18 protein-coding genes are annotated in these 21,161 nt (G+C 53.1%); 17 read left to right on the top strand and 1 reads right to left on the bottom strand.

Going from position 1 to position 21,161, the window contains the following annotated elements; all coding sequences use genetic code 11:
- The 9 genes from EDC14_RS11315 to EDC14_RS11275 all read left to right on the top strand — a co-directional run bounded on the left by EDC14_RS11315 (position 1) and on the right by EDC14_RS11275 (position 12,724).
- Positions 1 to 882: a sugar phosphate isomerase/epimerase family protein gene (locus EDC14_RS11315; RefSeq protein ID WP_165907956.1), complete on the top strand. Its 882-nt coding sequence runs from the start codon at positions 1 to 3 to the stop codon at positions 880 to 882.
- Positions 879 to 1,712, top strand: a complete 834-nt coding sequence (locus tag EDC14_RS11310) for a sugar phosphate isomerase/epimerase family protein (protein WP_132014399.1) — start codon at positions 879 to 881, stop codon at positions 1,710 to 1,712. Before EDC14_RS11315 ends, EDC14_RS11310 begins: the two co-directional genes overlap by 4 nt.
- Positions 1,713 to 1,766: 54 nt before the next feature.
- Complete coding sequence (locus EDC14_RS11305) at positions 1,767 to 2,792, top strand: Gfo/Idh/MocA family protein (protein ID WP_165907955.1); 1,026 nt, start codon at positions 1,767 to 1,769, stop codon at positions 2,790 to 2,792.
- Between the two features lie 541 nt (positions 2,793 to 3,333).
- Positions 3,334 to 5,544: a patatin-like phospholipase family protein gene (locus EDC14_RS11300; RefSeq protein WP_132014397.1), complete on the top strand. Its 2,211-nt coding sequence runs from the start codon at positions 3,334 to 3,336 to the stop codon at positions 5,542 to 5,544.
- A 192-nt stretch (positions 5,545 to 5,736) separates the two neighbouring features.
- Positions 5,737 to 7,452 carry a glutamine--tRNA ligase/YqeY domain fusion protein gene (locus EDC14_RS11295; protein ID WP_132014396.1) on the top strand — a complete coding sequence of 572 codons (1,716 nt, stop codon included), beginning with the start codon at positions 5,737 to 5,739 and terminating at the stop codon, positions 7,450 to 7,452.
- Between the two features lie 660 nt (positions 7,453 to 8,112).
- Entirely contained in the window at positions 8,113 to 10,815 is a 2,703-nt protein-coding gene (locus EDC14_RS11290; RefSeq protein WP_165907954.1) for a PAS domain S-box protein, read from the top strand.
- Between the two features lie 90 nt (positions 10,816 to 10,905).
- Positions 10,906 to 11,247 (top strand): carbohydrate-binding protein, encoded by a 342-nt coding sequence (locus EDC14_RS11285; protein WP_243662904.1) that lies wholly within the window; start codon positions 10,906 to 10,908, stop codon positions 11,245 to 11,247.
- Between the two features lie 354 nt (positions 11,248 to 11,601).
- The gene (locus EDC14_RS11280) at positions 11,602 to 11,958 is read left to right on the top strand and encodes a response regulator (RefSeq protein ID WP_132014394.1); all 357 of its coding nucleotides are present in this window, start codon (positions 11,602 to 11,604) and stop codon (positions 11,956 to 11,958) included.
- 76 nt (positions 11,959 to 12,034) lie between these two features.
- Entirely contained in the window at positions 12,035 to 12,724 is a 690-nt protein-coding gene (locus tag EDC14_RS11275) for a hypothetical protein (protein WP_132014393.1), read from the top strand.
- 94 nt (positions 12,725 to 12,818) lie between these two features.
- Here the strand turns inward: EDC14_RS11275 and EDC14_RS27280 are convergent, their stop codons facing one another.
- Positions 12,819 to 13,448 carry a cell wall hydrolase gene (locus EDC14_RS27280; protein WP_243662903.1) on the bottom strand — a complete coding sequence of 210 codons (630 nt, stop codon included), beginning with the start codon at positions 13,446 to 13,448 and terminating at the stop codon, positions 12,819 to 12,821.
- Between the two features lie 235 nt (positions 13,449 to 13,683).
- Here EDC14_RS27280 and EDC14_RS11265 point away from each other — a divergent pair, with 235 nt between their 5' ends.
- From EDC14_RS11265 to fucO, 8 genes are all read left to right on the top strand, one after another.
- Positions 13,684 to 15,021: a replication-associated recombination protein A gene (locus EDC14_RS11265; protein WP_132014392.1), complete on the top strand. Its 1,338-nt coding sequence runs from the start codon at positions 13,684 to 13,686 to the stop codon at positions 15,019 to 15,021.
- Positions 15,021 to 16,073 carry an alanine racemase gene (locus EDC14_RS11260; protein WP_207930739.1) on the top strand — a complete coding sequence of 351 codons (1,053 nt, stop codon included), beginning with the start codon at positions 15,021 to 15,023 and terminating at the stop codon, positions 16,071 to 16,073. Before EDC14_RS11265 ends, EDC14_RS11260 begins: the two co-directional genes overlap by 1 nt.
- Before the next feature lie 131 nt (positions 16,074 to 16,204).
- Complete coding sequence (locus tag EDC14_RS11255) at positions 16,205 to 16,654, top strand: RrF2 family transcriptional regulator (RefSeq protein WP_132014390.1); 450 nt, start codon at positions 16,205 to 16,207, stop codon at positions 16,652 to 16,654.
- Between the two features lie 6 nt (positions 16,655 to 16,660).
- Positions 16,661 to 17,872 carry a cysteine desulfurase NifS gene (gene nifS / locus EDC14_RS11250; protein WP_132014389.1) on the top strand — a complete coding sequence of 404 codons (1,212 nt, stop codon included), beginning with the start codon at positions 16,661 to 16,663 and terminating at the stop codon, positions 17,870 to 17,872.
- Positions 17,854 to 18,225 carry a Fe-S cluster assembly scaffold protein NifU gene (nifU, locus tag EDC14_RS11245; protein ID WP_132014388.1) on the top strand — a complete coding sequence of 124 codons (372 nt, stop codon included), beginning with the start codon at positions 17,854 to 17,856 and terminating at the stop codon, positions 18,223 to 18,225. The genes nifS and nifU overlap by 19 nt, the downstream gene beginning before the upstream one ends.
- Positions 18,225 to 19,313, top strand: a complete 1,089-nt coding sequence (gene mnmA, locus EDC14_RS11240; RefSeq protein ID WP_132014387.1) for a tRNA 2-thiouridine(34) synthase MnmA — start codon at positions 18,225 to 18,227, stop codon at positions 19,311 to 19,313. The genes nifU and mnmA overlap by 1 nt, the downstream gene beginning before the upstream one ends.
- Before the next feature lie 202 nt (positions 19,314 to 19,515).
- Positions 19,516 to 19,761 carry a hypothetical protein gene (locus tag EDC14_RS11235; protein WP_132014386.1) on the top strand — a complete coding sequence of 82 codons (246 nt, stop codon included), beginning with the start codon at positions 19,516 to 19,518 and terminating at the stop codon, positions 19,759 to 19,761.
- Positions 19,762 to 19,921: 160 nt separating this feature from the next.
- A complete protein-coding gene (gene fucO / locus EDC14_RS11230) occupies positions 19,922 to 21,079 on the top strand; it encodes a lactaldehyde reductase (RefSeq protein ID WP_132014385.1) in 1,158 nt (385 codons plus the stop codon).
- Positions 21,080 to 21,161: the final 82 nt, after the last annotated feature.

Here is a 21,161-nt window from a genome sequence, read left to right as displayed (position 1 = left end):
TTGCGCTTTCCCCGTGCCGTTATTACCGATGAGATTTCGCAAGATTTGGCCCATGCCGTGGCGGTTGCCAAAAGCTTCGGCCTGGACGGGATCGAGCTTCGTTCGGCCTGGGACAGGAACCCCCACGAATTAACCCGGGACCAAGTGCAGCAGGTCAAAAAGATCGCTGGGGATTTTGACATGGCCATACCCTGCCTGGCCGCGCCTATCTTCAAATGCGACTTGCACCATGAGGAGGCCTATGCGGAGCACCGCCGGCTCCTGGAACAGACGATCCGGGTCGCGGAAGCATTGGGCACCCGGCTGATTCGCGGCTTCACTTTTTGGGAGGACGGCCGTTTTGATTCCAGCTTATCCGAGATTACCGACAAAATTGGCGCAATGGAACCCCTTTTGAAGGAGAGCGGCCGGATCTTGGTGATCGAATCCGATCCGGCCACCAGCGCCAATTCCAGTCAACGACTGGCGCAGGTACTGGAGCGGATCGGTTCCGAAAATATTCGGGCGCTTTGGGATCCCGGCAACAATCTCTATGTGCCGGAAGCGGAAAGACCGTTCCCCGAAGGATATGAGCGACTGAAACCTTACATTGCCCACATTCACATCAAAGATGTCCGTCCCGATCCGGCGACCGGCAATCCGGACGCTTGCTGTTTGGGGGAAGGAGCAGTCGGCTTCGCCGCAGTATTCAAGCGGCTGCAAGAAGACGCGTACCCGGGTTGGTTGTCTCTGGAGACTCACTACCGGATCAATGCTTCATTAAGCGAGGAATTGCTGGCGCTTCCCAAGGGAACCGCGTTCTCGCTGGGAGGGGAAGCGGCCACCCGCGAATGTCTGGAGAGCTGGAATACATTTCTTAAAACAGGGAGGTTTGACGGATGAAATTTGCGATCTGTAATGAACTCTTCGAAAACTGGGATTTCCAAAAAGTCGTTCAATTGGTGGCGAAGACCGGCTATCAAGGATTAGAGCTGGCTCCGTTCACGATTGCCGAAACCGTCACCGAAGTGAGCGCCGCCCGCCGCGGCGAATTACGCCGAATCGCCGAGGATGCCGGGATCACTATCGCCGGACTCCATTGGCTGCTCGTCAAACCCGCCGGATTGTACATCAATCATCCCGACGCGACCGTGCGCCTCCGGACCGTGGATTACCTGAGGCAATTGATTGATTTCTGCGCCGACCTCGGGGGCGAAATCATGGTATTCGGTTCGCCCAACCAACGCCGGATCCAACCGGAAACCGGCTATGAAACGGGCCGCCGGTTGGCGATCGAAAGCTTTTTGAGTTGCGCCCAGACTGCGTCCGAGCGGGGAGTGACCATCTGCCTGGAGGCATTGCCGACCAGCCAGACCAATTTCCTGAACACCAACGCGGAGGTGCGGGCGGTCGTTCAGGCCATCAACCACCCCAACATTCAGATGATGTTGGATGTGAAGAGCATGTGCTCGGAGGAACTGCCGCTGCCCCGGAACATCATGGCATGCCAGGATCATTTCCGCCATTTTCACGCCAATGATGCGAATATGCGGGGCCCCGGGTTCGGAGAGGTGGATTTCCGGCCGATCATGAAAACACTGCGGCAACTCGGCTACCAAGGCTATGTGTCGGTTGAAGTATTTGACTTTCGTCCCGACCCGGAAACGATTGCCGTTCAAAGTTTGAATTACTTAAAAAGCTGTTTGAATGACGCCGCTCAGAAAAACGATTAACTGCCGAAGCCCTCTCGGGCTCGGGCGAACGATTTATAGGTAGGAGTGATGGCATTGGGTAAGGAACAACTCGGAATCGCGGTGGTCGGGTGCGGAATGATTGGCCGGTCATTCCATATGAAAGCTTTGCAAACGATTCCGCAATATCAAATCGTCGGAGTTTGGGATGCGGCCGCCACGGCCGCCGCTGCAGTCGCTCGGGATTTTCAGGTCAAAACCTATGCCGATTACCAGGAACTTTTGAACGATCCGGCAGTCGATGTGGTGGACATTTGTCTGCCCAGCGGCTTGCATGGCGAATACGGCTGTCCGGCGGCGCGGGCCGGCAAACACGTCATCGTGGAGAAGCCGATCGACGTTTCGGTGGAGAATGCGCAACGGCTCATTGACGCTTGCGAGCAGAACGGGACTTCCTTGGCGGTCGTTCTGCAGAGCCATTTCAACCCTTCGATCGTCAAAGTAAAAAAGGCGCTCCAGGACGGCGCCCTCGGGAAGTTGATCGCGGGGGAAGCGGCGGTGAAGTGGTTCCGCGATCCGCAGTATTATCAGTCCAGCCAGTGGAAAGGAACCAAAAAACTGGATGGCGGCGGCGCCTTGATGAATCAGGGCATCCACACCATCGATCTATTCCTGTGGTTCTTCGGGGAGGTCCGTTCCTTAACCAGCCTGGTACGGACGGTGCTTCACCCCATCGAAGTGGAGGACCTGGCCATCGCTTTGCTGGAATTTGAAAATGGCGCCCTCGGAACGATCACCGGTTCCACCGCCTGTAAACCGGGATTTCCGGAACGCATCGAGCTGTATGGGGAGAAAGGTTCGATCGCGCTGGAGGCGGGACGGATCGTCCGCTGGAAAGTGGACGGCGCCTCCGAAAGCGATTATTTGGATCCGGTCCTGACGGGCTCGGGCAGTTCCGATCCCGGGGCCATCGCCATCGAATATCACCAGCTGCAACTGGCGGCGGTGGCCGAGGCGATCCTGGCCGGAAAGCAACCGCCGGTATCCGGGGCCGAGGCGCTCCGATCCCTGCGGCTGATCCTCGATATTTATAGAGCGGACGGCCGTTGGATCCACTACTAGGCTTCGTCCGCTTTGGCTCAAGTCAATCAAAATCCAGCCTTTGGCTGGATTTTTTTGTCGCATCGGACACGAGCGTGCTCAAGAATTTGGATGATCGATAATCGCTCGTGTTTCATAAAGACGGCGCTCCTCCAAAATTTCCTTGATTGTGGCTCCGAAGTGTTTCCTAAAAGCCCGGTAACCTTTCCGAAGTGTTTTGACGATCATCCAAAGTGTCCGGACGATCCTCCGATAGGTAGGGCGGACCCTCCGGATGCTCCGGATAACCGTCCAAAGGATTTGGCGAACCATCCGCAGCCTCCGGACCCTTTTCCACTCTTCCGGGAAGGGTTTCCGAAGACTTCGGATGGATGGCCGGAACGGATCTCCCTGCCAAGCTTCCCTGTACCCTTCCAGAGTGGGGCAATGTCATTCAGTTATGGCCACAAAGTAGCCGGGTGATTTATCGTCCGGCCGACGCATCGGGCGGTTTCTGGAATCCAGTGTTATTCTAAAGGAAATCCGCCAAGATTGGAGAATACCTGTAAACAGAATCGACTGGATGTTTTATGAATGGAAGGGATGTTCACTGAAACCGCTGCGCCAAAAACTACTCATCTTGCTCTGCGCCGTTCTGCTCTGGCAATGGAGCGGGGGCAAGGCCATGGCGGCTGCTCCAACCGAACTCTCCCGGCCGCGGATCGGGCTGGCGCTCGGCGGCGGCAGCGCGTTGGGATTTAGCCATATCGGAGTCCTGCAATGGCTGGAGGAACACCATATCCCGGTGGATGCCGTCGCCGGCACCAGCATGGGAGGGCTGATGGGCGGCCTTTATGCCTTGGGAATGTCGCCCGCGGAGATCGAGGTCTTCGTGAAAGCGCTCGACTGGAACCATATTTTCGACTCGTCCCCGCCTTACAATGCGCTGGATTTCCGGAGGAAAGAGGACCGGCTCGAGTATCCCATCCAGGAGATCGGCTTTCGCCATAAGTTAATCATCCCCAACGGGCTCTCTCTGTACCGGGTCAGTTTGCTGCTCAGCCGGATTACCCTGCCGTATTCGGGCATCGCCAGTTTTGACGAGCTTCCGACCCCCTATCGCAGCGTCGCCACGGACATCCGGAATTCGGAACCGTATGTGTTGAAGGACGGTTCCCTGGCGGAAGCGATGCGGGCGACCATGGCCATTCCCGGCGTATTCACTCCGGTAGAACGGGAGGGGCGCTTGCTGGTGGATGGCGGTTTGGTCAATAACGTCCCGGCGGATGTGGTCAAAACCATGGGTGCGGACGCGGTGATCGCGGTGGACTGCAACGACAACAACCGGGGCCGGGATATTCGCGGCATCGATTCGGTGCTGATGGGTTCGCTTAATACGGTCATCATCGAGAATACGCGACGCTCTCTGGAAGCCGCGGATGTGGTCATCCACCCGGAGTTCCAAAATGTATCCTTCATGGACTGGAACAAGATCGACGAGTTCGTCAGCGCCGGTTACCAGGCTGCCGCCTCCCAAGCCTCAGCCTTGCAAAAATATGCGCTTTCCGAAAGCGAATGGCAGATCTATCAGCAACAGCGCGCCGGCCGGCAGCGGACGCTGGCAGCGGTCCCCGAAGCGGTCATGGTCAAGGGCACCAATGAATTGAACCGGAAAGCAATTCAAAGTCAACTCCGTCCTTTTTTGGGCAAGCCGCTTCAATTGGATGCGCTGGATAAGGTATTGATCGAAATTTCCGGATGCGGCCTGTATGAGAGTATCCGTTATGAGCTGGCTTTCGAAGAGACTGGGACAGTTTTGCTCATTACGGCCGTTGAAAAGAATTACGGCCCGCCTTTCATCAGTTTTGCCTTGCGGGGCACTTACGACGGCTCGAATTATACTGCGCTGAACGCCGGATTCCGCACTACAGCCTATCATATTCTCGGGGACCATTCGGAACTGCGCCTGGATTTTGGAGTGGGATCCACGCCGTACCTCTCCGGTGAGCTGTATAAGCCGTTCGCGAACAGTTCCTGGTTTCTTGCGCCCAATCTCAGCTTGGAACAGACGGACGGCAGCCTGTTCTCCGCCGGGCAGTGGGTGCGGGGGTATGAACTTACGTCGGGCCATGCCGGTGTGGACCTCGGTTATACCTTGAATAAATTTGCCGAAGTCCGCTTGGGATATTCGCTTGGTTTTCAACGCCCGGAGACCGGCGTTGCCAGTGATTTGGACGATTTGGATGGCTCAGTCCGCAAAACGGAATTGCGCTATACTTTTTCCCAGGCGGATGAAGAAGCCCGGCGGAGCTTTCTGGGTACGCTCACGGGTAGCTGGTATGATAAAGCGCCGGGGGCTCAGGGAGGGTTCGGTACAGCCGAAACCAGAATCCGTTGGAGTTACCCGGTGGGTTCCCGCGATCTCATCGTTGGCACGCTTGCCGCGGGTTTGTCGTTTCAAGGCGATTTGCCGTTGATTCAACAATTCAAGCTGGGCGGGCCACTACAATTGGGAAGCTATCCGTTTCAAGCCCTTCAGGGCGATAATTACGGATTGGGCACCATCGGGTACTTGAAATACTTGAGAAAACTGCCTTTGACGCGTAAGAATCTTTATCTGGGAGCGTTTTTCCAACGGGGCGGAGTCTTTGAAAAATGGTCGGCGCCGGATTTATCCAGCGATGTATCCTTCGGATTGGTCAGCCCGACCGTCTTTGGGACGCTTTATATCGGCACCAGTTTTGGGAAAGAGGATAAAGGGAGATTCAATTTTATATTAGGCAATCTGTTTTGAAGCCCGATTTTTTCGTTTTCCGAAACGTTGACGGCTTCTCGTGAGGCTAATTTATCCGACACCGCGATAAAAATTATTTGCAAAGCGTTTTCGCAAAAGATTATAATGTAAAAAGGGTATAATGGGAGAATCATGTAAGGAAACTTTTACAAAGCGCGTTTTGGGATTCTTTTATCTTTGAGGAGGAAACCGATGGAAGCAGAGAATGCGAAACCGGCATTCGACCGAGTCGATGCAGCGGAAAAAACGGATTCGGCGGAGAACCCTGCCGTTCCCACGAATTTTATCCAGGAAATTATCAATGAAGACTTCAAAACCGGTAAACACGGAGGGAAGGTACACACCCGTTTTCCTCCGGAACCCAACGGTTATTTGCATATCGGTCACGCCAAATCGATCTGCCTGAATTTTGGGATCGCCAAGCGGAACAACGGCATTTGTAATTTACGGTTCGACGACACCAACCCCAGTAAAGAAGATACCGAATATGTGGATTCGATCCAGGAAGACGTCCGTTGGCTCGGTTTTGATTGGGAAGATCGCTTGTTTTATGCCTCCGATTACTATGAGCAGCTCTATCAGTACGCCATTGACCTGATTCAAGCCGGCAAAGCGTTCGTTTGCGATCTGTCGGCGCAAGAGATCCGGGATTACCGCGGCACATTGACCGAGCCCGGCAAGGAAAGCCCCTACCGCAACCGTTCGGCGGAAGAAAACCTCGATCTTTTCAAACGGATGCGGGCCGGGGAATTCCCCGATGGTTCCAAGGTGTTGCGGGCCAAGATCGATATGGCTTCGCCCAACATTAACATGCGCGATCCGGTGATCTATCGGATTTTACGCTCAACCCACCATCGCACCGGGGACCAATGGTGCATCTACCCCATGTACGACTATGCCCACCCCATTTCGGATGCTTTGGAGGGGATTACCCACTCCATCTGCACCCTGGAGTTCGAGGATCACCGGCCGCTTTACAACTGGGTGATTGAGAACCTGGATCTGCCGGCCCGGCCGCAACAGATCGAATTCGCCCGCCTGAACCTGAACCATACGGTGATGAGCAAGCGCAAGCTGCTGGAATTGGTCCGGAACCATTCGGTCAGCGGCTGGAACGATCCCCGGATGCCAACCATCTCCGGGTTGCGGAGACGGGGATACACGCCGGAATCGATCCGCAATTTTTGCGACCGGATCGGCGTAGCCAAAAGCAACAGCATTGTCGATATCGCCCTGCTCGAACACTGCATTCGGGAGGATTTAAACCTCCGGGCGCCCCGGGTGATGGCGGTACTGGATCCGCTCAAAGTGATTATCGATAATTACCCCGAGGGCCAGGTGGAAGAGTTTGAGGGGGAGATCAACCCGGAAAACCCGGAACTGGGTACCCGGAAAATTCCTTTTTCGAAAGTCATTTATATCGAAAAGGACGATTTCCGCGAGGATCCGCCCAAAGGATATTTTCGGTTGTCACCCGGCCGGGAGATTCGCCTGAAACATGCGTACTACATTCGATGTGAGAGTGTTGTTAGGGACCCTGCCACCGGGGAGATCATCGAACTCCATTGTACCTACGATCCGGAAACGCGCGGCGGTTGGTCCGCCGACGGCCGAAAAGTAAAAGGAACCTCCCATTGGGTCTCGGCTGCGCATGCGGTTGACGCCGAAGTCCGTTTATACGACCACTTGTTCCTCGATGAGAATCCCGGCGAAAATGCGACCTTGAATCCGGATTCGTTGGTGACTCTTACCCATTGTAAGGTGGAACCGAGCCTGAAGGATGTCAAAGCCGGCGAACGCTTCCAATTCTTGCGGCAGGGTTATTTCTGCGTTGATCTCGATTCCCGTCCCGGGAAACTCGTCTTCAACCGTACGGTGGGACTGCGTGACTCCTGGGGGAAGGGATAAAACTTAAACCGACTATGGAAGCCATTGTACAAAAGAAGTCCGCATTCAAGCGGGCTTCTTTTTATACGTACGCCTGGCATGAGAGACAAGGAGACGAGATGAGCGCCGGCGCAAGACAGCCATGGGCTTGGTAGCGGGAATTAGCCAAGACAAGGGGAGTTTGCTCGGGTTGGGAGCGAACTTTTGCAGGCAGTCAATGAGCATGCCTAACAACTGCGCAAGGATGCGCGGCAACCGCGCGTTCACGCTCCCTAACCGGGCGACCATACACAGTAACTGTGCGAACACACTCCGTAACTGAACGATCATCCGCGGTAACCGTACAAGGATGCACCGCAACTGAGCGAGCTTGCACAGTAACTGTGCGAGTATACACCGTTACTGTGCGATGTTGCGCGGTTACTGAGAAAGATTGCGCGATAACGGAGGGGGCATACGGAATGACGGACTGAACCTTTGGCAGGAGCTGAGCGAGCGACCGGAGTGTCCCGATTGATTAAACGGGAACTGGAAAGGTTTGGGCAAATTAAAAAAATTTATGTTATAATATATCCGAATTAAAACGGCGAAATGAGTCGGTTGCCACCATGTTGCATGGGTCAAATTGGTGGTAGCGGCAGGCGCAAACGGAGCATTTCAAAAAACTGCGGAGGTTGTTACGTGGAACAGCATTCCCAGCAAAAACCATTCAACATTCTTTTCCCGGTCCTTTTTTGCCTTGCTTTGCTTCCCGTCGGCTTTTTCCAAGAACGGCTGGTTGTAATGATGATTGAAATGACCGGGGTCTTTTTGTCCCTGAGTCTCTTCGCGGCATTTTGGAATACTCGTGAGTTTTCGGCGCATCATCCCTTGGCGGTTTTGAAAAGCGCCTTTTTGGGGATGGCATGTTTTGATCTATTATGCCTTCTATCGGGGTACGCAAGCAGTTTCGTTTCCAATCCGGGATTGTTGGCGGCGCAGTCGCATAGCGTGGGACGGTTGCTTCAAGCCCTGGTTATATTGGCGATCCCTATCATCTTCATCGGCCAGACCCGTCTTTCAAAACGGCTTACTCAGGTTGTATTAAACGGAGGTTCCATCGTCGGTCTTGGTTGGATCGGGTTCAGCCAAACCATCCCGAGTTCATTTTCGAACCCCATCATCGGGCAGTGGATCGGGTGCCTGGGCATGATGTCTCTGATGGGGGCAGCCGGATTCTGGTTTCGATACCGGAGACGGGAGGGACAATTCCCATATCGTCATTTCCCGGTTTCGCTTGGATTGTTATTCCTGGCGTTCATGATGTCCCTGTTTCCCGGACTTGCGGGGCCATGGAAACGAATTCCCGCTTTGTTGCAATTGCTGTCGCTTTACTATCTTTATCCATTCCTGGTTCAGGATATTTTGCTCGAACCGTACCGAAAACTGAAACAGGCCGAAGGGGTTATGCAAATTAACGAGGAGCGGTTCAATGCTTTTTTCGACGGCGCCGGAGTGGGGATCCTATTGGTGAACCCTCAGGAGAAGATTGTGGGCAGCAATCCGGCGGTTACGGAGATGTTGGGTTATGAAAAACAAGATTTCCAGCAGTTCCGTTATTCCGAGCTCCTTTTCCCGGACGACCGGAAAGCGGGGCGCTATCTATTCGGAGAACTCATCTCCGGCAAACTTCACAAGTACCATTCAGAGAATCGCTTCATTTGTCAGAGCGGAGAACCGATCTGGGGGAGCGTTACCGTGTCCGGTCTATGGGATATGTCCCATCAAAATCATTATGCCATGGTCATCATCGAGGACATCACGAAAAGTAAGCAAGTTGAGGAAGAATTGGCTGCGGAAAAGGAACGTCTGGCCGTAACCCTGCGTTCGATCGGCGAAGGGGTTATTGCCACCGATACCTCGGGCAATATCATTTTTCTCAATAAAGCGGCCGAGGAGATCATCGGCTGGTCGCAGGCAGAGGCGGCGGGCCGCTCTCTTTATGAGGTCTTTTATTTGATTCACGATCAGACGAGTGAACAATATACGGATCTTCACGAGCAGATCATGCAGGCGGATGGAAGCATGGAAATGAACCGTAATGCGATTCTGGTGGACCGGGAATTACGGGAACGGCTCCTCCAATTGAGCGGTTCGCCGATCCGCAATTCCAATGGCAATATGATCGGCACGGTTTTGGTTTTTCACGATCATACCGAGCAACAAAAGATCGAAGAAGAGCTTTTCAAAGCCGCCAAACTGGAATCGCTCGGCATATTGGCCGGCGGAATAGCGCATGATTTCAATAATATCCTGGCCGAAATCTTGGCCAATGTCCAGCTGGCCCGGGCCATGTACAAAAAAGATCGCGATATTTCCAAGTATCTCAAGGATACCGAAACCGCGATCGAACGTGCGACCGGCCTGACCAAGCAATTGCTGACATTCGCCAAAGGCGGGGCTCCGCTGAGAAAGACCGCTTCGATTGCCAATACGATCCGCGATACGACCGAGTTTGCGTTGCGCGGCACGAGTGCCGTGGCCGAATTCGATATTCCGGACAATTTGTGGGCGGTGGATGTCGATCAAGGGCAGATCAGCCAGGTCATCAACAACTTGGTTATCAACGCTCATCAGGCGATGCCCAACGGCGGGACCATCTTCGTGAAGGCTGAAAATATTCATGTCAAACGGGGATCGCTGATTCCAAGCGGCAAATATGTCAAATTGTCGATTCAGGATCAAGGGATTGGCATTCCGGAGGAGTATTTGGCGAAAATTTTTGATCCCTATTTTAGCACCAAGGCGAAAGGCAACGGTTTAGGGTTGGCGACTTCGTACTCCATCATCAAGCGGCACGAAGGCCATATCGACGTGGAATCGAAACCGGGGCAAGGAACTTGTTTTACGATTTACCTGCCAGCCAGCGAGCATTATTTATCGCTGCCGAACGACGCGACGGACGTTTTTATTACGGGGGAAGGAAAGGTTCTCCTGATGGATGACGACCTGAATATCCGGTATCTGATCGGACAAATGCTGGAGTATATCGGTTATCGGGTGAGGCTGGCCCAGGATGGCGACGAAATGCTGGAGCTCTACCGCCAGGCGATCGAATCGGATGATCCTTTCGATGTGGTTATCTTGGATTTGACGGTGCCGGGAGGGAAAGGCGGACGCGAGGTCATCGCGGAACTGCGGGCCATGGATCCGAAAAGTAAAGCCATCGTCAGCAGCGGTTATTCCAATGACCCGGTCATGGCCGACTATCAAAAATACGGTTTTTGCGGCGTAGTCAGTAAGCCTTATAAAATTAACGAGTTGGCGGAGGCCATCAACAAGGTAGCTTCGAAGAAGCAACTGAAACTGGCCTTGGATCCCGCCCAGGGCGCCGAGATGGCGTAAAGTCAGCCAACAAAGACGTGATTAAATGGCTCCGTCAAGGGCATAATATCCCACTGAAACCGATAAACTGCAAAAAGGAGTGGATGGGAAGTGCCTGGCAAAAAAAAGACCGAAGAAGTCGTGGATGGGATTTTTTTAGACCCGGTGCCAATTACTTTGGGTGATGAGGTGAAAATAAAATATAAGGGGCACTTGGCTTCGGCTGGCGCCGACAAGGTTTTTCTCCATGCCGGATACGGCAGTGAACAGTGGAACAATGTCATGGACATTCCAATGAAGAAGACCCGCGACGGAGGATGGACCGTCTCCATCCAGGTCGAGGAGCCTTCGAACTTTAATTTCTGTTTTCGCGATAGCGCTCAGAACTGGGATAACAACAACGGACGCAACTGGTCCTATCAAGTTCACGTGGGGAATTCAGTGCTTCAATAAAGAAAAGGAAGAGTCTTTTTCGTAAAAAAAGGAAAAACTTTATAAAAAGAGAAATATTTTGGTATTGGCTAATTTCTAAAAGCCATGTGATAAAGTCCTCAAATTCGGAAATCACTCTTTCAAAGGATTAAAAATCGACTTTATCACTTGCTTCTCTGAGCTTTTTGTGGTCACCCCGGCCTACGGACGGGGTTTATCACAACGCTTCTAAAAGCCATGTGATAAAGTCTCTTACACACTGATTCGACTTACAAAAAGGTTTAAAAACGACTTTATCACTTGCTTCTCTGAGCTTTTGTGGTCACCCCGGCCTACGGACGGGTTTATCACAACGCTTCTAAGGGATGTGATGAAATGAAAGTCCTAATCATCGACGATTCGCCCTTAGTACGGACAATACTCAAGGAATACCTGCGCGAGGCCGGACATGAAATCCGCGAGGCCGGGACCAATCAAGAAGCCCTTTGGTTGTTCTCCACGGAACACCCGGATTTGATTATTCGCGATCTATTCATGCCGGACGGCGACGCGATTGAATCGATCCATTATTTTAAAGCGATGGACCCCGGAGTCAAGATTCTTATTTGCAGTACCGAGTCATCCAAAAATGAGATCCTCAGCGGGTTGAAGGCAGGCGCTCTTGACGTAGTGTTAAAGCCCTTGGAAAAAGACCAAGTCATTTTCGTGCTAAACAGGATGGCTGCATCATAGCTGGCGAATATTACATAAAGGATTGTCAGCGCCGATCAAGAATCACTCTGAAAAACAATCATTCGGGGTGATTTTTTTGATTAAAAAGGTACTGCTTATCGGGGTGGTTCTCGGGATTATGCTATTTCTGATGATTCCGAGCGGGGCTGCGCCCACCGATGTTGTCCTCGATCAGCAAGTCGTTCTGGAGGTTCCCGGCTCATTTGCGCTGGTTGACCAAGACAACGATAAAAAAGCGGAAGCTGTGAACTTTAGTTTAAACCTCCAATCTTACAGCGAAGGAAATTTCATCATTACCGGAAATTTGGAGGGCATGCGCTCGGGCAACTGGGTCTCGTTAAGTACTTCCGTAATCCCTTTTCAATGGACTCCCGAGAATCGGACCGTCACTTTAAGTTTTCGCCCCAACAACATTCTCAAATATAACCTTTCCGGGCCTTATCGTGTGACGATCGGCATCAAGGCGGGAGATTGGGATTTACCCACCCAAGTTGTCGGATTTTCCCCCAAATATGCTCCCGAAGATTTCAGCGCCCAAGTGAAAGTCCAACAAGCGGCGATCTCCTCCGCTACCCAAGCGAAACGGGCGGTTGAGACCTGGGCCAGTTATAAAGCGCTGAGACTCGGCCAGTTCTTGGGAGTTAGCTTTAATTATGATCGTTGGCAGGTGGAATATAAAGAAAAGTACTCCGCCGGGATCTGGCGATTTATGGTCAGTCCCGAGGGTTCAATCGAAAGCATGAAGATCAGCCCCAGAAACGGCTAAGTCGATATAAAAATGGGGCTGTCCCTAGATTAACTTCTAGAGACAGCCCCATTTTTTGTTTCAAGCAATCCGTAGCCGGTTTATCACAACGCCTTTAGACGGCAAAGTGATGTTCACCGATAACGATTACGACATTACGGGTCCAAATCCAGCGCGAACTGCTTTTGGCGGGATTAAAGAAATACAAAGCTCCGTTGGTCGGGTCCCATCCTTTGACGGCTAAATTGGCCGCTCGATAGGATTCGGCGTTTGGTTGAGCCCAAATATAACCGTTAGAAACGGATTCGAACTCTCCCGGTTTAAAGACGTTCCCAGTCACTGTTGCCGGGAATCTTCCCGAACGGATACGGTTCAGGATAACCGCCGCTACCGCTACCTGTCCTTTTAGGGATTCGCCGCCAGCTTCGGCATGAATAATCCGGGCCAGCATATCAAACTGATTGGCAGGGAGCTGGTGGTACTGGGTTGAGCGACGATTGTTGCGATGGTTCGTATTCACAAACGGTTTCGGCTTTTCTTGCTTCTGAACGGCGCGGCTGGTATGGTTTGACGCGGTTGCGTCCAAAAGCTTCGGTTTTACTGGCGCCGCTTTGCGAGATTCGCTCTTTGCAGACGGTGTTTTTTTCATGGCTTGAGCATTGAAATATAAAACCGGGCTGACCACAGTAGCATTCAGCGCCATCACTGCCGCCAGAACTGAGCCGATGAGTCTTTTTTGAATCATTCCAGCCATCTCCTTTCTCTATGAAAATAGAAAATGAATTATCAATAAAAACCGCTTCAGGATCGGGACATCCATTACTTTACAGAAGATCTTGGCGGTAAGCAGTATTATAACAGCTTTGTCCGGCAAAGACGACCGGAAATGTTTGTCTAAAAGATTTTTCCTCACCGCGGCAGGATTATGAGCTTCTTGGTAAAAGATAGATCGGGTGTATCAATGCGAGGTGAATGCCAAAATGGACCTTTTTTCTGTCAATTCGGAAAATCAAACCCGGGAAGCACCGCTGGCCAGCCGGATGCGCCCCCGCAATTTGGATGAGTTTATCGGCCAAGAGGAGATCGTCGGAGAAGGCCGCTTATTGCGGCGGGCAATTGAAGCCGACCGGTTATCGTCGATGATTTTTTACGGGCCTCCCGGGACCGGAAAAACGACTCTGGCACGAATCATTGCCAATACGACCCGTTCCTGCTTTGAAACCTTGAATGCCGTAACCGCCGGAGTGGCCGATATCCGGAGGATCATTGCCGAGGCATCCGACCGGCTCAAACTGTATCAACAAAAAACCATTCTTTTCGTGGATGAGATCCACCGCTTCAACAAATCCCAACAAGATGCGTTGCTGCCGGCAGTCGAAGAGGGGACGGTGTTGCTGATCGGCGCCACGACGGAGAATCCTCTCTATGAAGTGAACACGCCGCTGATCTCCCGCAGTATGGTCTTTCGATTTTATCCGCTGGAGGCGAGACATTTAAAACAAGTCATCCAACGGGCCTTGGAGGATCATGAACGGGGAATCGCCGACTTTCGAGTGCGACTCGCTCCGGATGCCCTGGAACACCTGGCGTTCGTCGCGAACGGGGATGCGCGGATTGCCTTGAATGCCCTGGAATTGGCTGCTTTGACCACGCCGCCGGATCCGCAGACTCACTATCGGGAACTCACATTGGCCATTATCAGTGATTGTGTCCAGCAACGGCCTTTGCGTTATGACCGGGGCGGACAAGTGCATTATGACACGATCTCCGCTTTTATTAAGTCGCTCCGGGGCTCCGATCCCGATGCCGCCTTATATTATCTGGCGTTGATGATCACTGCGGGAGAAGACCCAAAGTTTATTGCGCGCCGCATGATCGTTCACGCGGCGGAAGACGTTGGCAATGCCGATCCCATGGCTTTGCTGGTAGCCATGGCGGCGGCGCAGGCCGTAGAAATGGTGGGACTGCCCGAAGCCCGTATTCCCATGGCGGAAGCGGCAATTTATATTGCCACTGCGCCGAAATCCAATGCCAGTTGCGTGGCGATCGACCTTGCCATGGCCGAGGTGCAGAAGATGGAGGGACAAGAAGTTCCGGTTCATCTGCGGGATAGTTCTCATTCTCAAGCGAGGAAACTTGGCGATGGAGTCGGCTACCGGTATCCCCATGATTATCCGGGAGGCTATGTCGATCAAGCATACCTGCCGGAAGCCCTGCGGGACAAAGTCTTTTATCAGCCGACCCTTAATGGCCGCGAAAGTGAGCTGGCCGGGCGTTTGCGCAAGCTGAGACCGGAAAGGTATGCTCAGGAGCCATGATGAAAACCCCACGGATTCTGATTCATCTCGATCGTTTGGTCGCTAATTTTGAATGTTTACGGCGACGAGCCGGCGCGGCCGGAATGGAACTGACCGTCGTGCTGAAGGGAGTGGCCGGAGATCTGCGGATCGCCCGGTCATTGATTGAAGCGGGGGCGCGGGAGATCGGCGATTCGCGCAGTGAAAACCTGCACCGCTTCCAACAGCTTTTCCCGGCCACCCGCCGGGTATTATTACGTCTCCCGAGTCTCGGCCGGTTAGCTGAGATCGCCGCTGTGGCTGACCTCAGTCTGAATACGGAGGTTAAAACACTGGCGTCGCTTCATTCCGTGGTCCAGCGGCATGAAGTGATGCTAATGATCGATTTGGGCGATTTGCGGGAAGGAGTTGATGAGGCGGGGCTGACCCAGTTGGCCCGGTGCTGCCGGCGCCTGCCGAACCTGCGGGTGACTGCGGCCGGCACCAATTTTTCCTGCTTTGCCGGAGCTGTTCCCACTGTGGAAAAGTTAGCACATCTGGCAGGCCTGGCGGAACAATTGCGCAACGAGTTCGGTTTTCCCGTGACCTGGGTCTCCGGAGGCAACTCCAGCAGTCTACCTCTTTTATATCGGAAGGAACTGCCTCCGGGAATCAATCATCTGCGAATCGGCGAAGGAATTTTGCTCGGCCGGGAAACTATGGCTGGAACCCTGCTGCCGGATCTTCGGGGGGATGCTTTTGTAGTCGAAGCTGAGGTCATCCAGGCGCAACGAAAGCCAGCGCGTACGGAAGGAGAAACCGGCTTGGACGCCTTCGGCCGGAGACCGGTATTTCCAGAAGCGGAGCCTGGATGGCGCGCATTATTGAATATCGGACACCAGGATTCGCCGCTCAACGGATTGACACCGCTCGATCCTGGATTCACACTGCTTGGCGGCAGCAGCGACTATGCGGTATTGGCCTGTGAAAAAAAGCCCCGGCTCGGTCAACGGGTACGGTTTTCACCGAACTATTGGAGCCTGCTTTCCTTAATGACTTCTCCTTATGTCTATAAGGAGTATGTCGAAGATTAACCTTTCCTTTCATGGTTTGATAAATAATTGACATACTATAAAAGTTATGGTAGGATTGATTCAGAAAGTGTACTAAAAAACTCGGAATTGAAAGCCGACCTTTTTAGTAAAATATTAAAGGAGTTTTGACCTTGAAAATTTCGACGCGTGGTCAATATGGGATTCGAGCCATGCTCGAGTTGGCCCTTCACAACCAGGACGGGCCGGTGACGTTAAAGACCATTGCCGAAAAACAGCAGATCTCCGAACCCTATCTTGAGCAACTGATCGCAGCCTTGCGTAAATCGGGTCTTGTCACGAGCGTTCGCGGCGCGTTGGGTGGTTACAATCTGACCCGCGATCCGGCGGAGATTAAAATCGGCGACATTCTGCGCGTGCTGGAAGGGCCGATCGCTCCCGTGGAGTGTGTGGCGGAAGACTCGGAGGCGGACGTTTGCCGCCTTTCCGGACATTGCGCGACGCGCATCCTGTGGCAACGGTTGCGCGACAGCATGGTTGAGGTTCTGGATTCGACGACACTGGCGGACCTGATCAATGATTATCACAGCTTACATGGCTCTAATCCAATGTACTATATTTAATAGGAGATGGTTCAATTGAAACGAATTTACTTGGATCATGCCGCGACGACCCCGGTTGATCCCGAGGTTTTGGAGGCGATGCTGCCTTATTATGTGGAATCTTTCGGCAACCCGTCCAGCATCCATTCCTTCGGCCGGGAGACCCGCAAGGCGCTCGACCAGGCCAGAGCGACGGTGGCCAAAGAGATAGGCGCCGCTGAACCCTCAGAGATTATTTTCACCGGATCGGGCTCCGAAAGCGATAATATGGCCATTAAAGGAGTGGCCCTTTCGTACCGGGAGAAAGGTGACCATATCATCACCTCGGCCATTGAGCACCATGCGGTCTTCGATACCTGCAAGTTCCTGGAGAAACAAGGTTTTAAGGTGACCTATCTCCCAGTGAACGGTGAAGGATTGGTCAACCCGGCGGATTTAAAACAAGCCTTGACCGATAAGACCATTTTAGTCACGATCATGCACGCCAATAATGAAGTCGGGACGATCCAACCCATCGCTGAGATTGCTAAAATTCTGAAGGAACGAAAGATTCTTTTCCATACCGATGCCGTTCAAACCACGGGGTCAATTCCCGTCGATGTGCATGAACTCGGTGTCGACCTTTTGTCCTTGGCAGCCCACAAGTTTTATGGTCCCAAAGGTGTCGGTGTTCTTTACGCCAGAAAAGGGATCCGCCTCACCCCGGTAATCCATGGCGGCGCTCAGGAACGGAATCGCCGGGCGGGCACGGAAAATATCGCCGGAATCGTCGGTTTGGCGAAAGCGCTTGAGCTGGCCAACCAAAAGCTGCCGGAAACCAGCAAGAGCCTTACGGAACTGCGTGATTACCTCATCGATAACGTGCTGCAAAAGTTCGAGTATGTCCGGCTCAATGGGCACCGGACCCGGCGTTTGCCGGGCAACGCCAACTTTAGCTTTGAGTTTATCGAAGGTGAATCGCTCCTGCTGAACCTGGATCTGAAGGGAATTGCCGCATCCAGTGGCTCGGCCTGCACATCCGGATCATTGGAACCCTCCCACGTTTTATTGGGAATGGGTATTTGCCATGAGATTGCCCACGGTTCACTGCGGTTGACTTTGGGGAAATCCACCACCAAGGAAGAGATCGATTATGTCTTGGAAGTACTGCCGGAGATCGTCAACAAATTGCGAGCGATGTCTCCGCTCTATAACAATCCGCAACGGAAGGAGTGTGCTTCATGTACACTGACAAAGTAATGGATCATTTTCAAAACCCGCGCAATGTGGGGGAGATCGAAAACGCAAACGGCGTGGGTGAAGTCGGCAACGCTGTCTGCGGCGATATCATGAAGATTTACCTGCAAGTCGAGGATAACCGGATCGTGGATGTCAAATTCAAAACGTTCGGCTGCGGAGCGGCTATCGCTACCAGCAGCATGGTTACGGAGATGGTGAAGGGAAAGACTCTCGAGGAAGCACTGGAAATCACCAATCAAGCGGTGGCGGAAGCGTTGGACGGTCTGCCCCCCCAAAAGATGCATTGCTCCAATTTGGCGGCGGATGCGCTTCATAAGGCCATCCAAGATTACCGTTCCAAGTTAGCCGGCTGATGCAGCGGGTCATTATGGCGATGAGCGGGGGAGTCGACAGCTCTGTCGCAGCTGCGCTCCTCCTGGAAGCAGGGTATGAAGTCATCGGAATGACCATGCAGATCTGGCAGACTGATCTGCCGTATGATTTGGAGGCGGAAGGCGGTTGCTGCTCTTTAGGGGCGGTCGAGGATGCCCGATCGGTCGCAAATAAGCTGGGTATCCCTTATTACGTAGTCAACATGCAAGCGCCATTCCGCGAGAAGGTCATCGATTATTTCGTCGCCGAATATTTGGAGGGCCGGACGCCGAATCCCTGTATCATCTGTAATCAAGAGCTCAAATTCAACAATCTGTTGGACAAGGCCAAGGCCCTTGACGGCAAATACGTGGCCACCGGCCATTACGTCCGGCGCGAACAGGATCCAAGCACCGGGCGGTGGATCTTGCGCAAGGGTCTCGATCTCACCAAGGATCAGAGCTACGCATTGTACGGCCTGACTCAGGCCCAATTGGAGTCGAGCCTCTTTCCGCTGGGAGGACATACCAAAACGTCCATCCGCCAGAAAGCGGCGGAGTTAGGCTTGCGAGTGGCCGATAAGCCCGACAGTCAAGAGATTTGTTTCGTTCCCGATCAGGATTATCGCCGGTTCATCGATGAATACCGGCCCGGGGCGGTCCGGCCGGGAAAAATCGTCGATAAGACCGGGAAAGTCCTGGGTGAACATTCCGGGATTATCAATTACACCATTGGACAGCGCAAAGGCTTGGGGATCGCCTCCAGCGTCCCGCTGTTTGTCACGGAAATCCGCCCTGAGACCAACGAGATAGTGGTCGGCCTCGCCGATGAAGTATTCGCTGATCGGTTAGTGGCCGAAGCTTTAAATTGGATCGCCATTCCCGCTCTCCAAGACGAGCTACGGGTGGAAGCCAAGATCCGTTACGCGGCGCCGCCTGCTCCGGCTGTGGTCCGTCCATTGCCCGAAGGGCGGGTGGAAGTGCTCTTCGACATGCCGCAACGGGCAATCACTCCCGGACAGTCAGTCGTCTTTTACCAGGGCGATCTGGTGGTGGGAGGCGGAGTTATCGCGGGAACTGACGGGTCTTAACTCATCAGTTTGCCGGTACGCTGTTCCATATTCAAATCCAATGAAAGGTTTGAACAATTCAAGGGAAATAAGCCGCGACCATCGGGGCGCCAAGAAACCGATGGCGGCATTACCAGGTTAAAATTTTGGTTTAACCGCTTTCCGTCCGGGGATAATATCATCGGGCTTATGCCATAGATGCCAGCGGAGAGAGGTGAAACGGATGCATCGGGTAGTACGGGGAATCGTGGCCGGCAGTTTGATCGGCGCCGCGGTGGGTTTGGCGATGTTAGCCCGGCAAAGGCAAGGCATGATGTCGGGGATGGCCATGAAAATGAAGCCGCAACGGATGATGAAACCAGCCCGCGGAACGGTCCGGATGGTGAAAGACCAGACCAAACATTGGACTTCGGTCTTAAAAGAAGGCACCGGCGCCATTACGCAAAGATTGGCTCACCGGCATTCGTAAACAGCGCACAAAAGTGCGCTGTTTTAATTTCACTTCCAGCGGATAAGCTTCTTACTTTCTTTCCAGAGGGCCATCGGAAAAATTTTTTTGAATTATGGAAGAACAAACCATTTTCCAATACGTTATTTTAGGAAGAATCATAAGTAAATGAGGTGATCAAATGTACAATCGAATCATCCTGAATGAGACATCATATTTTGGACCCGGCGCCATCAAGGCTTTGCCCGGCGAGATCGCGGGCCGTAACTTCAAAAAGGCTTTCCTGGTCACCGACGAAGCGCTCGTCAAATTCGGCGTGGTGCAAAAAGTGGTCGATGTCTTGAAGGAAGCCGGCGTTGCCTATGAAATCTATGACAAGGTAAAACCCAATCCCACTATCGAAAACGTCCAAACCGGAGTGGCCGCCCTGCAAGCGGCGGGAGCCGATTTCATCATCGCGGTGGGCGGCGGTTCGCCGATCGATACCGCCAAAGGGATCGGCATTGTCATCAATAATCCGGAGTTCAACGATGTCCGATCATTGGAGGGCGTGGCCCCAACCCACCAAAAAAGTTTTCCGGTCATTGCCATCCCGACCACCGCGGGTACTGCCGCCGAGGTCACCATCAATTATGTGATCACCGACGAACAGGCTGTGAAAAAAATGGTCTGTGTCGATCCGCATGATATTCCGATGATCGCCATTGTCGATCCGGAGTTGATGGTTTCCATGCCGAAAGGGCTGACCGCAGCGACCGGCATGGACGCATTGACCCATGCCATTGAGGGCTACATCACCAAAGGCGCTTGGGAAATGACGAACATGTTCGAATTGAAAGCGATTGAACTGATCGCCCGGCACCTCCAAACAGCCGTGCAGGAACCGGAGAACATGGAGGCCAGGAACGGAATGGCCCTGGCCCAATATATCGCCGGCATGGGCTTCTCCAATGTGGGTCTGGGAATCGTCCATTCGATGGCGCATCCGTTAGGGGCTTTTTACGATACGCCGCATGGCGTGGCCAACGCGCTACTGTTGCCATACGTGATGGAATACAATGCGCCGGCTACCGGCGAGAAATATCTGGAGATCGCCAGGGCTTTAGGCGTCCAGGGCCTGGAGGGGATGGACGCCGACGGGTACCGCCGGGCGGCGGTGAACGCGGTCATCCGCCTGTCCCAAACGATCAACATTCCCCAGAAACTCCGGGAGATCGACGTACGCGAGGAAGACCTGCCGAAATTGGCAAAAGCCGCCTTCCAGGATGTTTGTACGCCCGGCAATCCCAGAGACGCCAGCGAAGCGGAGCTCCTCGAATTATACCGTAAAGCTTTCTGAGTGAAGCTCATGAAGGCCTTTTTTAAGCTGCCCGAGAGAACCTTGGACAGCTTTTTCAAAGCAACTGGCAAGCCGGCCGGGA

It is taken from the genome of Hydrogenispora ethanolica, from assembly GCF_004340685.1.
Lineage (GTDB): Bacteria > Bacillota > UBA4882 > UBA8346 > UBA8346 > Hydrogenispora > Hydrogenispora ethanolica.
The sequence above is the reverse complement of the archived record's forward strand: the minus strand, read 5'-3'. Positions and strand labels throughout refer to the sequence as shown.

Excerpts from the sequence above, each read along its gene's own strand:
- EDC14_RS11310 (WP_132014399.1), top strand. The coding sequence starts at position 879 with ATGAAATTTGCGATCTGTAATGAACTCTTCGAAAACTGGGATTTCCAA.
- EDC14_RS11300 (WP_132014397.1), top strand. The coding sequence starts at position 3,334 with ATGTTTTATGAATGGAAGGGATGTTCACTGAAACCGCTGCGCCAAAAA.
- EDC14_RS11295 (WP_132014396.1), top strand. The coding sequence starts at position 5,737 with ATGGAAGCAGAGAATGCGAAACCGGCATTCGACCGAGTCGATGCAGCG.
- EDC14_RS11280 (WP_132014394.1), top strand. The coding sequence starts at position 11,602 with ATGAAAGTCCTAATCATCGACGATTCGCCCTTAGTACGGACAATACTC.
- EDC14_RS27280 (WP_243662903.1), bottom strand. The coding sequence starts at position 13,448 with ATGATTCAAAAAAGACTCATCGGCTCAGTTCTGGCGGCAGTGATGGCG.
- EDC14_RS11265 (WP_132014392.1), top strand. The coding sequence starts at position 13,684 with ATGGACCTTTTTTCTGTCAATTCGGAAAATCAAACCCGGGAAGCACCG.
- EDC14_RS11260 (WP_207930739.1), top strand. The coding sequence starts at position 15,021 with ATGAAAACCCCACGGATTCTGATTCATCTCGATCGTTTGGTCGCTAAT.
- nifS (WP_132014389.1), top strand. The coding sequence starts at position 16,661 with ATGGTTCAATTGAAACGAATTTACTTGGATCATGCCGCGACGACCCCG.
- nifU (WP_132014388.1), top strand. The coding sequence starts at position 17,854 with ATGTACACTGACAAAGTAATGGATCATTTTCAAAACCCGCGCAATGTG.
- mnmA (WP_132014387.1), top strand. The coding sequence starts at position 18,225 with ATGCAGCGGGTCATTATGGCGATGAGCGGGGGAGTCGACAGCTCTGTC.
- EDC14_RS11235 (WP_132014386.1), top strand. The coding sequence starts at position 19,516 with ATGCATCGGGTAGTACGGGGAATCGTGGCCGGCAGTTTGATCGGCGCC.
- fucO (WP_132014385.1), top strand. The coding sequence starts at position 19,922 with ATGTACAATCGAATCATCCTGAATGAGACATCATATTTTGGACCCGGC.